Below are 12,264 nucleotides of genomic sequence, written 5' to 3'. Positions count from 1 at the left end.
TCAACGGTTCTTGAGCTGTACACGCGGTTTTTGAAATGTTTTGTATCCGCGATCTTGATCTGCGATCTTGATCCGCGATCTTGATCTTCGATTGATACAAGGCCAATCGTGAACCCCCGCACACGCAATGGTTCCATCGAATCGCCGAGCGACCTCGCAAAATGCAGGATGCACGATGGCCGTTCATGCAGAATGCACGAAAGCAAAAATCACCGCAGATACTAACTTGTTGTTTTATAAGATAATTTACAAACAACCCAGGCTGGCACAATCACTGCAACCCTCTCCGTATGCTTGTCATTCAAGAGCCAACGGAGCTGAAAGAAATGAACCTGATTCAGGAAAAATTTTCGTCCCTGTTCTCCAACTTCGAAGTCACCACCCATGCCCGGCCTGACGGTGGGATCCTGCTGACCCTGAGCGGCGGCGAAGGCAAGGTGTTCAAGCGCTCGATTTCCTATCAGCAATTGCACAATGGCGACCAACTGACGTGGGTCATCAGTGCGATTCGCCGCGACCTCGCCGAACAAGCCAGTGAACTGCCGCAGATCTCCATGCTGCAGAGCCAGCAACGGTTTGCCCTGCCGACCTATCACTCGCTGTAGAAAATGTGGGAGCGGGCTTGCTCGCGAAGAGGGAGTGTCAGTCAACATCAACGTTGAATGACACACCGCTTTCGCGAGCAAGCCCGCTCCCACAGGTTGTATGGCGTTTAGAAAGTAGAGGGATCGATCCGCGCAAAGCTGTCCACGGTGATATGCCCCGCCAGTTCCCCACCCTCGCGGGCCAGCCCGCAAGTGGCCATCCCCGCCATGCGCGCCGCGTCGAGTTCTTCGACGATGTCCGACAGAAACAGAATCTGCTCCGCCTCAAGGTTGATCGCCTGGGTGATGTTGGCGTAGGACTGCGCCTCGCGCTTGGGGCCCGAAGTGGTATCGAAATAGCCGCTGAACAGTGGCGTCAGATCCCCCGCCTCTGAGCAGCCGAAGATCAACCGCTGGGCCTGGATCGAACCGGACGAGTAAACAAACAGTTGAAAGCCCTCCCGATGCCAGCGCTTGAGCGCTTCAACGGCGTCCGGGTACACGTGCCCCTTCAACTGCCCGGCCTGATAGCCCTGCTCCCAGACCATGCCCTGCAACGCTTTCAGCGGCGTGGCCTTGCGGTCTTCAGCGATCCAGCCCAACAGGATCTCGACGACCCGCTCGACGTCGGCGTCCGGTTCATTGCTGTCGCGGCGCACGGCAGCCAGTTGCTCCGCCACATCGGCGCGTTCGGCATGCTGACGGACAAACGCCGGCAAGTGTTTGGCGGCATAGGGGAACAGCACGTCGAACACAAAACTCACCGCGCTGGTGGTGCCTTCGATGTCGGTGAGAATCGCTTTGATCGGCATCGACTCAGTCCTCCAGGCGCGGGAATCGGCTGGCGATGTCTTCGCCGGTGAAATTGGCCACCCAACCTTCCGGGTTGTTGAACAGACGGATCGCGACGAAGTGCGGATGTTCGCCCATGTCGAACCAGTGTTTGGTTCCGGCCGGCACCGAGATCAGGTCGTTTTTCTCGCACAGCACCGCGTAGACGTAATCGTCGATGTGCAGGGTAAACAGGCCACGGCCGGCAACGAAAAATCGTACTTCATCTTCGCCGTGGCGATGTTCATCGAGGAACTTGGCACGCAGTTCGGCTTTTTGCGGGTGATCGCTGTTGAGGCTGATCACGTCGACAGTGACGTAACCGCGCTCGGTCATCAGCTTGTCGATTTGCTCCTGGTAGGCGGCAATCACTTCGTCCTGAGTGGCGCCCGGCTGGATCTTCGCCGCGGCTTGCCAGCGGTCGAAGCGTACGCCCTGCTCGGCCAGGGTCGAGGCGATGTCTTCGAAATGGGTCAGCACCTTGTTGGGGATTTCAGGGCTGGAGACGTGATAGACGGACAGGCTGCTCATCAGGGCAACTCCTTAACGGTTCATGCTTTAAAGAGCGAGCGCATCTTCAACTCGCACTCGAACAAAAATTCAAAGGCCTCGATCTGCCGCAGGGCATCGCTCATGCGCGCGCCCCAGGTGTACAGGCCATGGCCACGGATCAGGTAGCCGACGCAATCGGGATGGGCGTCGAGCCAAGGCTGCACCTTGGCGGCCAGTCGCGCAATGTCCTGGTCGTTGTCGAAAATCGGCACCCGCACCCGGGATTCGTGGGTCGTCACACCGCTGAAGGCCTTTTGCAGTTCGTAGTCTTCGAACTCGATGAAGTCTTGCGGCGTCAGGCGCGACAGCACGGTGGCGTTCACGGAATGGGTGTGCAACACGGCACCGATCTCCGGGCGCCAGCTGTAGAGCTGAGTGTGCAACAGGGTTTCGGCGGACGGTTTCTTGCCCGGCTCCAGGCTGTTGCCGGACAGGTCGGTGGCCAACACGTCGTCCATGCCCAGTTGCCCCTTGTGCTTGCCGGACACGGTCAGCAAGGCTTCGCTCGGCGACAGGCGGGTCGAGTAATTGCTGCTGGTGGCCGGCGACCAGCCGCGGCCATACAGAAAACGCCCGGCGTCGATGATTTCCTGGGCGAGTTGTTCACGGGTAAGGCTCATGGCCTGTCCTCTTGCATACGTGTGGCAATGATAACGGCAGCCGCGACGGCTGCGAGACTGGCAATACTAAATGTCCATGCCGCGCCGAGGGCGTTCCAGCTGTAGCCGGAATACAACGCGCCCAACGCACCGCCGGTGCCGGCCAATGCAGCGTACAGCGCCTGGCCCTGGCCTTGCTGGCGCGCACCGAAGCTACGTTGCACGAATGAAATGGCAGCGGCGTGAAAGCTGCCGAACGTCGCCGCGTGCAGGATCTGGGCAAACAACAGTACCCAAAGAAACTCTGCCAGCGAACCCAGCAACAGCCAACGCAACGCCGCCAGCAGAAAGCTGGCCATCAGCACCCGGCGCAGTGAAAAGCGCGCGAAGATCCGGCTCATGGCCAAAAACATCAGGACTTCGGCGACCACGCCGACCGCCCAGAGCATGCCGATCACACCCCGGCTGTAACCCAGGCGCTCAAGGTGCAGGGTCAAGAACGTGTAATACGGTCCGTGGCTCATCTGCATCAGCGCCACGCAGCCGTAAAACGCCAAAACACCGGGGTTGCGCAGTTGCTTGAGGAATCCCTCCCCCGCCACCCGGTTGCCCGGGGCCGGTTGGGCATTGGGCACCCACAGACTGCTGAGCACGATGCCCACCATGATCAGCACCAGCGCCGCCGGATAGATGTCCAGGCTCAGCCATTCAAACAAACGGCCCAGCGCGACCACGGTGATGATGAAACCGATCGAGCCCCACAGGCGAATCTGGCTGTAGCGCGAGGTCTGGCTCTGCAAATGCGCCAGGGTGATGACTTCGAACTGCGGCAACACCGCATGCCAGAAGAACGCATGCAAGGCCATGACCATCGCCAGCCAGGCGTAGGTCTTGCTGACGAAGATCAGCGAAAAGGTCAGCAGCGTACACACCGCGCCGAAGCGCACGATGGCCAGTCGCCGACCGGTGTAGTCGCCCAGCCAGCCCCAGATGTTCGGCGCCACACAGCGCATCAGCATCGGGATCGCGACCAGCTCGCCGATGCGCGCGGCGCTGAACCCCAGGTGATCGAAGTACAGCGCCAGAAACGGCGCTGTCGAACCGAGCAAGGCAAAATAGAACAGATAGAAACTGGAGAGCCGCCAGTACGGGAGCGCCGCAGTCGCCATCAGACGGCTGCGACCATGATGCCAGCCATTTACAGCTGACCCAGCACCGGAGTGCTCACACGCACGTCGGCGTTTTGCCCACGATGGCGCAGCAGGTGATCCATCAGCACGATGGCCATCATCGCCTCGGCAATCGGCGTGGCGCGGATGCCCACGCACGGGTCGTGACGGCCCTTGGTGATCACTTCCACCGGGTTGCCATGGATGTCGATGGAACGGCCCGGCGTTGTGATGCTCGACGTCGGCTTCAGCGCCAGGTGCGCAACGATGGGTTGACCGGAGGAAATACCGCCGAGAATGCCGCCCGCGTTGTTGCTGAGGAAACCTTCCGGGGTCATTTCATCGCGATGCTCGGTGCCACGCTGGGCGACGCTGGCAAAACCGGCGCCGATTTCCACGCCCTTGACCGCGTTGATGCTCATCAGCGCATGGGCCAGCTCCGCATCGAGGCGGTCGAAGATCGGCTCGCCCAGGCCCGGCATCACGCCTTCGGCGACCACGGTGATTTTCGCACCGACCGAATCCTGGTCGCGACGCAACTGGTCCATATAGGCCTCCAGCTCAGGCACTTTGTCCGGGTCCGGGCTGAAGAAGGCGTTCTGCTCGACCGAATCCCAGGTCTTGAACGGGATTTCAATCGGCCCCAACTGGCTCATGTAGCCGCGAATGACGATGCCCTGGCTGGCCAGGTATTTTTTTGCAATCGCACCGGCCGCGACGCGCATCGCGGTTTCACGGGCCGAGCTGCGACCGCCGCCGCGATAATCGCGCTCGCCGTACTTGTGGTGGTAGGTGTAATCGGCGTGGGCCGGGCGGAACAGGTCCTTGATCGCCGAGTAGTCCTTGGACTTCTGGTCGGTGTTGCGGATCAACAGGCCGATGGCGCAACCGGTGGTGCGGCCTTCGAACACGCCGGAGAGGATTTCGACTTCGTCGGCTTCCTGGCGCTGGGTGGTGTGGCGGCTGGTGCCGGGCTTGCGGCGGTCCAGGTCACGCTGCAGATCCTCCAGGGAAATCTCCAGCCCCGGCGGGCAGCCATCGACAATGGCGACCAACGCCGGGCCATGGCTTTCGCCCGCGGTGGTGACAGTGAACAGCTTGCCGTAGGTATTGCCGGACATGCAGGACGCTCCGTGAAATGAACCTGAATACGTAATGCGCGCCAGTATACGCAGGCTACCCAAGTAGTTCATCCTCGAACCTTATGGGTGCCCGTGAGTCCAACCGGCATCTTCTTGATAATGGCGCGATGATGCTGCGAGTTCTAGCCTTGAGCCTTACCCTGATTTCCGGCTTCGCCCAGGCGACTGTCCTGCAACGACCGATCACATTGGATACGGGCACCGGCGAGCTTTTCGGCTCGCTGTTGCTGCCAAAATCCGACAATCGAGTGCCGGTTGTCCTGATCATTTCAGGCTCCGGCCCTACGGATCGTGACGGAAACAACGCCGACGGCGGGCGCAATGACAGCCTCAAGCGCCTGGCCTGGGTGCTGGCCAAACACAACATCGCCAGCGTGCGTTACGACAAGCGTGGCGTGGCCGCGAGCCTGGCGGCGACCCCGGATGAACGCAATCTGACGGTGGAAGCTTATGTGGCCGATGCCCAAGCCTGGGGCCGGAAACTCAAGACCGATCCGCGTTTTGGCCAGTTGATCGTGCTGGGTCACAGCGAAGGCGCCCTGATCGCCAGCCTCGCTGCGCCGGATATCGATGCCGACGCGGTGATTTCTGTCTCCGGCAGCGCAAGACCGGTGGATCAGGTCATTCGCGAGCAACTGGGCAATCGCCTGCCTCAACCGCTGATGCTGCGCAGCAATCAATTGCTCGACAGCCTCAAGGCCGGAAAAACCGACGACAATGTGCCGCCACCCTTGCAGGTGATTTTCCGTCCGAGCGTGCAGCCTTACCTGATTTCCCTGTTCCGCCAGGACCCGGCCGCAGCATTTGCGAAGTTGAAAATGCCAGCACTGATCATCCAGGGCAGCAACGACATCCAGGTCGGCGTCAATGACGCAAGGCTGCTCAAGGCTGCCAAACCGGACGCCGAACTGGCGCTGATCGAGGGCATGAACCACGTCATGCGCATCGTGCCCAACGACGTCAAACGCCAACTGGCCTCCTATAAGGACCCGCAGCTGCCCCTGGCGGCGGAACTGGGCACACGAATCCTCGGTTTTATTGACGGACTTCGCGCCAGTTAACCTCCAGTCTTGAAAAAAACGGCCGATAAGCCTTTGTCGCCAACACATTGGTTGGCGACAAGCTGAGCTTGGACAGGATCTCGCCGTTATGACTGACACCCAGACTTCACCCGACACCAGCGCTGAAAAAGACGTGCCGCCAGCGGTCGAGCTGCCCTGGGCGGACGTCCACGTCGAGCACCACAAGATGCTCCGTCTGGCGCCCCTGCAGACTGACCGCAACACAGGCGGACGCCCATTGCGCTTTGTCGAGTTAGGCTATGCCGAACGCAATGACAAGACGCACAGCCTGATGCGCATGAGCATCACCCTGCCCGGCCAGCGCGTACGCAAGGAACAGAATCATCTGGACGTGTGGGTCGAACACGCCGAAAAACGCGTGCATTTCGGACCGGAAAGCGGACTGCAGATTGAACCGCTGAACCGTGGCATTGGTCGCTACTTGGCGGCCCAGGGCATCAATTGGGCGAAAAAGCGCTGGCCGACCTACACCGTCGACGGCTTTGACCTGAACAACAAGGATGCACTGAACGAAGACACCCGCCTGCGCCGCGATCATTTTTTGCGCGTGCACGGTTTCGACGTGGTGTATGCCGATGCCCAGCATTTGAAAGGCAGCGTCAAGCCGGTCAAGGTCGGCGACCTCTCTGGCGACTGGAACAGCGAAAAACTGCAGGTCGTGGAAATCCTCGAGGCGGCGCAGATGCTCCAGCAAGCCGAACAGAACCTGGCCGAGCAGGAAGTCAAACTCAAGAAACACGAAGAAAAAGTCAGCAAGTACAAACGCGAAGACGCCGGGCTGCGATTCACCATCACCTGCCTGGTGGCGTTTGCGGTGTTTCAGGCGGGGTTGTTGATCTGGATTGCCACGCATCGTTGAAGGCTTGAGTTACTGCACCTTGTGGCGAGGGGGCTTGCCCCCGTTCGAGCGCGAAGCGGTCGCAAAACAGCTACCACAGACATATCTGGATAAATCTGGTGTGAGGGTTCAGGGCTGCTTCGCAGCCCAACGGGGGCAAGCCCCCTCGCCACAAATGCCCGGTCAGACGCGAGAAGCAAACAACGCCTGATGCTCACGACACTGCTGCGCGCTGAGCATGAACACACCATGGCCGCCACGCTCGAACTCCAGCCAGGCGAAGTCGACTTCCGGGTACAACGCCTCGACGTGCACCTGGCTGTTGCCCACTTCGACAATCAGCAAGCCCTTCTCGGTCAGGTGATCCGCCGCCTCGGCAAGCATGCGACGCACCAGGTTCAAACCGTCATCACCGCAGGCCAGGCCCAGTTCCGGTTCGTGCTGGTATTCGTCCGGCATGTCGGCGAAATCTTCCGCATCGACGTAGGGCGGGTTCGACACGATCAGGTCGAAACGTTGACCCGGCAAGCCCTCGAAACCGTCGCCCTGCACCGTGTACACACGCTCATCGACACCATGGCGCTCGATGTTCTGATTGGCCACTTCCAGCGCTTCGAACGACAGGTCCGCCAACACCACCTCGGCATGCTGGAACTCGTAGGCGCAGGCGATGCCGATGCAACCGGAACCGGTGCACAGGTCGAGAATCCGCGCCGGCTCGGTAGCCAGCCAGGGGGTAAAACGGTTTTCGATCAACTCGCCAATGGGGGAGCGCGGGATCAGCACACGCTCATCGACGATGAACGACATGCCACAGAACCAGGCCTCGCCCAGCAGATACGCGGTAGGCACCCGATCTTCGATGCGGCGCTTGAGCAAAAGCTGCAGGTGAACCACTTCGTCTTCTTCCAGATTGCAGTCGAGGTAGCTGTCGGATATTTCCCACGGCAGGTGCAACGCGCCCAACACCAATTGCCGGGCTTCGTCCCAGGCGTTGTCAGTGCCATGGCCGAAAAAAAGATCCTCCCCATGGAAGCGGCTGACGGCCCAACGGATATGGTCACGCAGGGTACGAAGGCGGGAAGTGATCACGACGGCAAACTCCAGAAAAATCGACGGGGGATTCTACCAGTCAAACGACTTCACGACGACGCGGGAAACTACCGATTCAAATGTAGGAGTTATCCATTTTTTCGCTAGGCTATTGAACAAAACGTGACTATTGACAAGGCTACAGGCCAGCAACGACGGCACCTACGATCGTAGCGATTCACAGAACCGCTCAGCCAGAGGACAATGGCGCAAAAGCCCCACTCCAAGGAGCCCCAGAATGTCTGTTCCAAAAACGATGTTTCAACTCAGCGGCCGCGGTTATGCAGCGGCCAATCTGAGCCATGCCACTCTGGTCATCATCGATGCCCAGAAAGAATACCTCAGCGGTCCCCTGGCCCTGAGCGGCATGGATGAAGCTGTCGCGAACATCAAGCAACTGCTCGCCGCTGCCCGCGCCGCCGGCCGGCCGATCGTGCATGTCCGCCACCTCGGTACCCTCGGCGGGCTGTTCAACCCACAGGGCGTAGGCGGTGAGTTCATTCCGGGCCTGGAGCCACAGAGCGATGAAACCGTCATCGGCAAATTGTTGCCAAGCGCGTTTCACGGCACCGAACTGGCACAACGCCTGGAAGACCTCGGCGCCCTTGACCTGATCGTCTGCGGCTTCATGAGCCACTCCAGCGTCAGCACCACGGTGCGTGCGGCCAAGAACCTGGGCTTCCGCTGCACCCTGGTGGAAGACGCCTGCGCCACCCGCGACCTGCCTTACAAGGGCGGCGTGCTCAGTGCCGCACACGTCCATCAGACGGAAATGGCGATCATGGGCGACAACTTCGCCACCCTCGCGCTGACCCGTGAACTGATCTGATCGACGCTCAATGAGCGGCCCGGAACGCCGCTCATCCGCAAAAGCCTCCCATTTGCCGTAATTGTCTTAGCCTCAGGAACATCCCGGTCAACTCCCGGTCGAAGGGCCGATACCCATTGAGGAAGGTCGGAATGAAGTTATCCGATGGTTTTGACGCTCGCCGCTTGCGGCCCAAAGGCCAAAGCAACTGGCGTTTTCGAATCGGCGCGACGTTCGCGGCGTTGCTGGCGATGTGCGGCGTGTTGCTCGCCATGGCCGGTGCCGCCAGCCTGCTCGGCCACGCACCCGCCCTGGGTGAATTGAACACAAGCCGCACCGGTGCTGCCGTGATCCTGGCCATCGGCCTGTTCGTGCTGTACCTCGGTGTCTGGCTATGGCGCCGTTGCCGTCGTCGCTCACGGCAGTCGCGGGAGCTGGCCATGTCCCCGCACCTGATGAAAAAACACGACTGAGCCTGGCATCGCGCGCGTTTTTGTCGCGCCCGATTCGCTTCGAGTTGGGTAAACTGGCCGCCCTTCGCGGAGGCTGACATGCAAGACGACGATTTTTCCCTGTTCAAAAGCGCGATCCAAGGCGTCAAGCCGATCAAGCACGATCGCGCCGAAACCGGCAAACCCAAGGCTGACCGCGCGCAGATTGCCAAACTGCGTCAAGCGGCCACCGTGCGCACCGAATCCACCACCGTCGACGGGCTGTCCGATCAGTTCGTCATCGACGTCGGCCCTGAAGACGAGCTGATGTGGGCCCGCGATGGCGTGCAGGAAAGCCAGATGCGCAAGCTCAAGGTCGGGCAGATTCCTTTCGAAGGCAGCCTCGACCTGCACGGCATGAGCGTGGAAAAGGCCCGGGAAACCCTCTGGGCATTTTTGGCTGAAGCCACCAAATTCGAAATCCGCTGCGTGCGCGTCACCCATGGCAAGGCTGTTCGCCTGGACGGCAAGCGGCCGATGATCAAAAGCCACGTCAACACCTGGCTGCGCCAGCATCCACAGGTACTCGGCTTCACCTCGTGCCAGGCGAAACATGGTGGTGCCGGCGCGGTTTATGTGATGCTCAAACGCACCATGATGGAAGGTCGTGACGAGTAAAGCTGACGCGTCACGCTTGCAGCGTCGTGTCCGTCACCGTACCCTTGCCCTTTGCGTAAAATCCCACAGGTAGTTTCATGTCCCTGGAACAGAATTACACGGCGATCCTCGGCCAGCTCGGCGAGGACGTTTCCCGCGAAGGCCTGCTCGACACGCCAAAACGTGCCGCCAAAGCCATGCAGTACCTCTGCCGCGGCTATGAACAGACACTGGAAGAGGTCACCAACGGTGCCCTGTTCAGCTCCGACAACAGTGAAATGGTGCTGGTCAAGGACATCGAGTTGTACTCGTTGTGCGAACACCACTTGCTGCCGTTCATCGGCAAGGCTCACGTCGCCTACATCCCGAGCGGCAAGGTCCTGGGCCTGTCGAAAGTCGCGCGGATCGTCGACATGTACGCCCGCCGCCTGCAGATCCAGGAAAACCTCAGCCGCCAGATCGCCGATGCGGTCCAGCAGGTTACCGGCGCCCTGGGCGTTGCGGTGGTGATCGAGGCCAAGCACATGTGCATGATGATGCGCGGTGTGGAAAAGCAGAATTCGACGATGATCACCTCGGTGATGCTCGGTGAGTTCCGCGAGAACGCCGCCACCCGCAGCGAATTCCTCAGCCTCATCAAGTAATTTGCGGCACGAAGAAAACCGGCGTTCATCGCCGGTTTTTTTTCGCCCGCAAAAAATCAGGTAAGCTGCGCGCCCTTATTCGTTTGCACCGTGAGGCTTTCAACGTGTTCGTAAAAGCGCTTCGTGTCGGCCTTGGCCAACTGATCATCTTCATCGACTTCATCACCCGCCCAGGCAAGAAGCAGCGCCCGGCGGAGGTTCAGGCACAGGTCAATTCGGCTGCCAAGGGCCTGACGCTGTATCAATTCCACGCCTGCCCGTTCTGCGTGAAGACTCGCCGTACCCTGCGCCGCCTGAATGTGCCGGTGGCCCTTCGCGACGCGAAGAACAACGAACAGGATCGCCAGACCTTGCTGGAGCAAGGCGGCAAGATCAAGGTGCCGTGCCTGCGCATTGAAGAGAATGGCCAGACCACCTGGATGTATGAGTCCAAGGTGATCATTGATTATCTGGACAAGCGTTTTGCGGCGGCCTGATGTTTTTGTGGTGATCTGACTGACGCCTTCGCGAGCAAGCCCGCTCCCACAGTTGACCGCATTTCCCTGTGGGAGCGGGCTTGCTCGCGAAGAGGCCGGCACAGGCGCCATAAATTCAGACAAAAATAAACCGGCCCATGCGCCGGTTTATTTGTTTTCAGGCTGCTTTTGCGGCCTGGGCAGCACGCACCACCGCCGCCAACCGCTTGAGCCCCTCATCCAGCCGCGCCGGATTAATGTGGCTGAAGTTCAATCGCAGATACCCCGGATGGTTGTCCGGCTCGGGGAAGAACGGCTCCCCCGGCATGAACGCCACGTCGTTGGCCAGCGCGGCATTCAGCAAGGTGCGGGTGTCTTGCGGCTGCTTGAGTTTCAACCAGAAGAACAGCCCGCCCTGCGGCACGTTCCAGTCCGCCAGATCGGAGAAGTGCGTTTCCAGCGCAGCCTGAAACGCATCCCGACGCCCCCGATAAAAATCGCGCAACTCACTACGGTGTTGCTGATATTTCTCGGTGCCGATCCATTGCAGCGCCTGCCACTGGCCGACCCGATTGGTGTGCAAATCCGCCGATTGCTTGAGTTTCAACAGATGTGGAAACAGGTCCGGGCTGGCGATCAAGTAGCCGACACGCAAACCCGGCAACAGGGTTTTCGACACGGTCCCGGTATAGATCCAGCTGGCCTTCTTCAAGCGACTGACAATCGGCGTGGCGCTGCCACCGTCGAAGGTCAGCTCGCGGTAAGGCTCGTCCTCAATCAGCGTCACGCCAAACTCATCGAGCAATGCCGCCACCGCATTGCGTTTGGCTTCGCTGTAACGCACCGCCGATGGATTCTGGAAGGTCGGGATCAAGTAGATGAAAGCCGGGCGGTGTTGTTCCAGGCGAGCGCGTAGCGCCGTCAAGTTCGGTCCGTCAGCCTCCAGCGGCACGGTCAGGCAGTCGGCGCCGAACAGCTGGAAAATCTGCAATGCCGCCAGATAAGTCGGCGCCTCGAGCAGGATTTCGGTGCCCTTGTCGATATACAGCTTGGCGGCCAGGTCGAGGGTCTGCTGTGAGCCGCTGACCACCAGTACCTGGCTTGCCTCACATGGCACTCCCAACGCTCGCGCCTCGGCGGCCAGCGCTTCGCGCAACGCCGGTTCGCCTTCGCTCATGCCGTATTGGCCCATGGAAACCGGCATCTCGGTCCACTCGACCTTCGGCAACATGGTTTCGGCCGGCAAGCCGCCGGCAAACGACATCACCTGCGGACGTTGGGCCGCAGCGAGGATTTCACGGATCAAAGAACTTTTAAGGCGTGAGACACGTTCGGAAAAAGCCATGGGGATCACCGGTAGCGAGGCATGTGAAAAATGAG

General features: G+C 60.2%; 15 protein-coding genes. 8 read left to right on the top strand and 7 right to left on the bottom strand.

Features of this window, described 5'->3' with window-relative positions; genetic code table 11:
* Nucleotides 1-326: 326 nt before the first annotated feature.
* Entirely contained in the window at nt 327-605 is a 279-nt protein-coding gene (locus KGB29_RS00140) for a DUF3509 domain-containing protein (protein ID WP_057715744.1), read from the top strand.
* Between the two features lie 107 nt (nt 606-712).
* Here KGB29_RS00140 and mtnC read toward each other — a convergent pair whose 3' ends face one another.
* The 5 genes from mtnC to aroC are packed head-to-tail and all read right to left on the bottom strand — an operon-like array spanning nt 713 to nt 4,856.
* Entirely contained in the window at nt 713-1,396 is a 684-nt protein-coding gene (mtnC, locus tag KGB29_RS00135; protein WP_150812351.1) for an acireductone synthase, read from the bottom strand.
* Between the two features lie 4 nt (nt 1,397-1,400).
* On the bottom strand, nt 1,401-1,946 hold the full coding sequence (locus KGB29_RS00130; RefSeq protein WP_102672392.1) for a 1,2-dihydroxy-3-keto-5-methylthiopentene dioxygenase: 546 nt from the start codon (nt 1,944-1,946) through the stop codon (nt 1,401-1,403).
* A gap of 20 nt (nt 1,947-1,966) precedes the next feature.
* Entirely contained in the window at nt 1,967-2,587 is a 621-nt protein-coding gene (locus KGB29_RS00125) for a methylthioribulose 1-phosphate dehydratase (protein WP_057715747.1), read from the bottom strand.
* Nucleotides 2,584-3,735, bottom strand: coding sequence for an MFS transporter (locus tag KGB29_RS00120; protein ID WP_090453989.1), 1,152 nt, complete (start codon nt 3,733-3,735; stop codon nt 2,584-2,586). Before KGB29_RS00120 ends, KGB29_RS00125 begins: the two co-directional genes overlap by 4 nt.
* 29 nt (nt 3,736-3,764) lie before the next feature.
* Complete coding sequence (aroC, locus tag KGB29_RS00115) at nt 3,765-4,856, bottom strand: chorismate synthase (RefSeq protein ID WP_057715749.1); 1,092 nt, start codon at nt 4,854-4,856, stop codon at nt 3,765-3,767.
* 83 nt (nt 4,857-4,939) lie between these two features.
* On the opposite strand from aroC, the gene KGB29_RS00110 reads away from it, so the two are divergent.
* Both KGB29_RS00110 and KGB29_RS00105 read left to right on the top strand, forming a co-directional pair.
* On the top strand, nt 4,940-5,938 hold the full coding sequence (locus tag KGB29_RS00110; RefSeq protein WP_057715750.1) for an alpha/beta hydrolase: 999 nt from the start codon (nt 4,940-4,942) through the stop codon (nt 5,936-5,938).
* Nucleotides 5,939-6,026: 88 nt separating this feature from the next.
* Nucleotides 6,027-6,818: a hypothetical protein gene (locus KGB29_RS00105; RefSeq protein ID WP_154860706.1), complete on the top strand. Its 792-nt coding sequence runs from the start codon at nt 6,027-6,029 to the stop codon at nt 6,816-6,818.
* 162 nt (nt 6,819-6,980) lie between these two features.
* On the opposite strand, the gene prmB is transcribed toward KGB29_RS00105, so the two are convergent.
* On the bottom strand, nt 6,981-7,889 hold the full coding sequence (prmB, locus tag KGB29_RS00100) for a 50S ribosomal protein L3 N(5)-glutamine methyltransferase (RefSeq protein ID WP_057715752.1): 909 nt from the start codon (nt 7,887-7,889) through the stop codon (nt 6,981-6,983).
* Nucleotides 7,890-8,127: 238 nt separating this feature from the next.
* Between prmB and KGB29_RS00095 the strand changes: the two genes are divergently transcribed.
* The 5 genes from KGB29_RS00095 (at nt 8,128) to KGB29_RS00075 (ending at nt 10,905) form a co-directional block, all read left to right on the top strand.
* Entirely contained in the window at nt 8,128-8,718 is a 591-nt protein-coding gene (locus tag KGB29_RS00095; protein ID WP_056721821.1) for a cysteine hydrolase family protein, read from the top strand.
* A 131-nt stretch (nt 8,719-8,849) separates the two neighbouring features.
* Nucleotides 8,850-9,170 (top strand): hypothetical protein, encoded by a 321-nt coding sequence (locus tag KGB29_RS00090; protein WP_008048404.1) that lies wholly within the window; start codon nt 8,850-8,852, stop codon nt 9,168-9,170.
* A 78-nt stretch (nt 9,171-9,248) separates the two neighbouring features.
* A complete protein-coding gene (locus KGB29_RS00085) occupies nt 9,249-9,806 on the top strand; it encodes a Smr/MutS family protein (RefSeq protein ID WP_057715753.1) in 558 nt (185 codons plus the stop codon).
* Between the two features lie 77 nt (nt 9,807-9,883).
* Entirely contained in the window at nt 9,884-10,429 is a 546-nt protein-coding gene (gene folE / locus KGB29_RS00080; protein WP_007988130.1) for a GTP cyclohydrolase I FolE, read from the top strand.
* A gap of 104 nt (nt 10,430-10,533) precedes the next feature.
* A complete protein-coding gene (locus KGB29_RS00075; RefSeq protein ID WP_046042961.1) occupies nt 10,534-10,905 on the top strand; it encodes a glutathione S-transferase N-terminal domain-containing protein in 372 nt (123 codons plus the stop codon).
* A gap of 157 nt (nt 10,906-11,062) precedes the next feature.
* On the opposite strand, the gene KGB29_RS00070 is transcribed toward KGB29_RS00075, so the two are convergent.
* Nucleotides 11,063-12,229, bottom strand: coding sequence for a PLP-dependent aminotransferase family protein (locus KGB29_RS00070; protein ID WP_154860707.1), 1,167 nt, complete (start codon nt 12,227-12,229; stop codon nt 11,063-11,065).
* Nucleotides 12,230-12,264 lie beyond the last annotated feature (35 nt).

This window comes from Pseudomonas sp. BF-B-30 (assembly GCF_019956305.1).
Classification (GTDB): domain Bacteria; phylum Pseudomonadota; class Gammaproteobacteria; order Pseudomonadales; family Pseudomonadaceae; genus Aquipseudomonas; species Aquipseudomonas jessenii.
The sequence above is the reverse complement of the archived record's forward strand: the minus strand, read 5'-3'. Positions and strand labels throughout refer to the sequence as shown.

What these genes read in the sequence shown, in the direction of transcription:
- folE (WP_007988130.1), top strand. Translation starts at nt 9,884, where the DNA reads ATGTCCCTGGAACAGAATTACACGGCGATCCTCGGCCAGCTCGGCGAG.
- KGB29_RS00095 (WP_056721821.1), top strand. Translation starts at nt 8,128, where the DNA reads ATGTCTGTTCCAAAAACGATGTTTCAACTCAGCGGCCGCGGTTATGCA.
- KGB29_RS00120 (WP_090453989.1), bottom strand. Translation starts at nt 3,735, where the DNA reads ATGGCGACTGCGGCGCTCCCGTACTGGCGGCTCTCCAGTTTCTATCTG.
- mtnC (WP_150812351.1), bottom strand. Translation starts at nt 1,396, where the DNA reads ATGCCGATCAAAGCGATTCTCACCGACATCGAAGGCACCACCAGCGCG.
- KGB29_RS00130 (WP_102672392.1), bottom strand. Translation starts at nt 1,946, where the DNA reads ATGAGCAGCCTGTCCGTCTATCACGTCTCCAGCCCTGAAATCCCCAAC.
- KGB29_RS00105 (WP_154860706.1), top strand. Translation starts at nt 6,027, where the DNA reads ATGACTGACACCCAGACTTCACCCGACACCAGCGCTGAAAAAGACGTG.
- KGB29_RS00070 (WP_154860707.1), bottom strand. Translation starts at nt 12,229, where the DNA reads ATGGCTTTTTCCGAACGTGTCTCACGCCTTAAAAGTTCTTTGATCCGT.
- KGB29_RS00110 (WP_057715750.1), top strand. Translation starts at nt 4,940, where the DNA reads ATGGGTGCCCGTGAGTCCAACCGGCATCTTCTTGATAATGGCGCGATG.
- KGB29_RS00125 (WP_057715747.1), bottom strand. Translation starts at nt 2,587, where the DNA reads ATGAGCCTTACCCGTGAACAACTCGCCCAGGAAATCATCGACGCCGGG.
- KGB29_RS00085 (WP_057715753.1), top strand. Translation starts at nt 9,249, where the DNA reads ATGCAAGACGACGATTTTTCCCTGTTCAAAAGCGCGATCCAAGGCGTC.
- KGB29_RS00090 (WP_008048404.1), top strand. Translation starts at nt 8,850, where the DNA reads ATGAAGTTATCCGATGGTTTTGACGCTCGCCGCTTGCGGCCCAAAGGC.
- aroC (WP_057715749.1), bottom strand. Translation starts at nt 4,856, where the DNA reads ATGTCCGGCAATACCTACGGCAAGCTGTTCACTGTCACCACCGCGGGC.
- KGB29_RS00140 (WP_057715744.1), top strand. Translation starts at nt 327, where the DNA reads ATGAACCTGATTCAGGAAAAATTTTCGTCCCTGTTCTCCAACTTCGAA.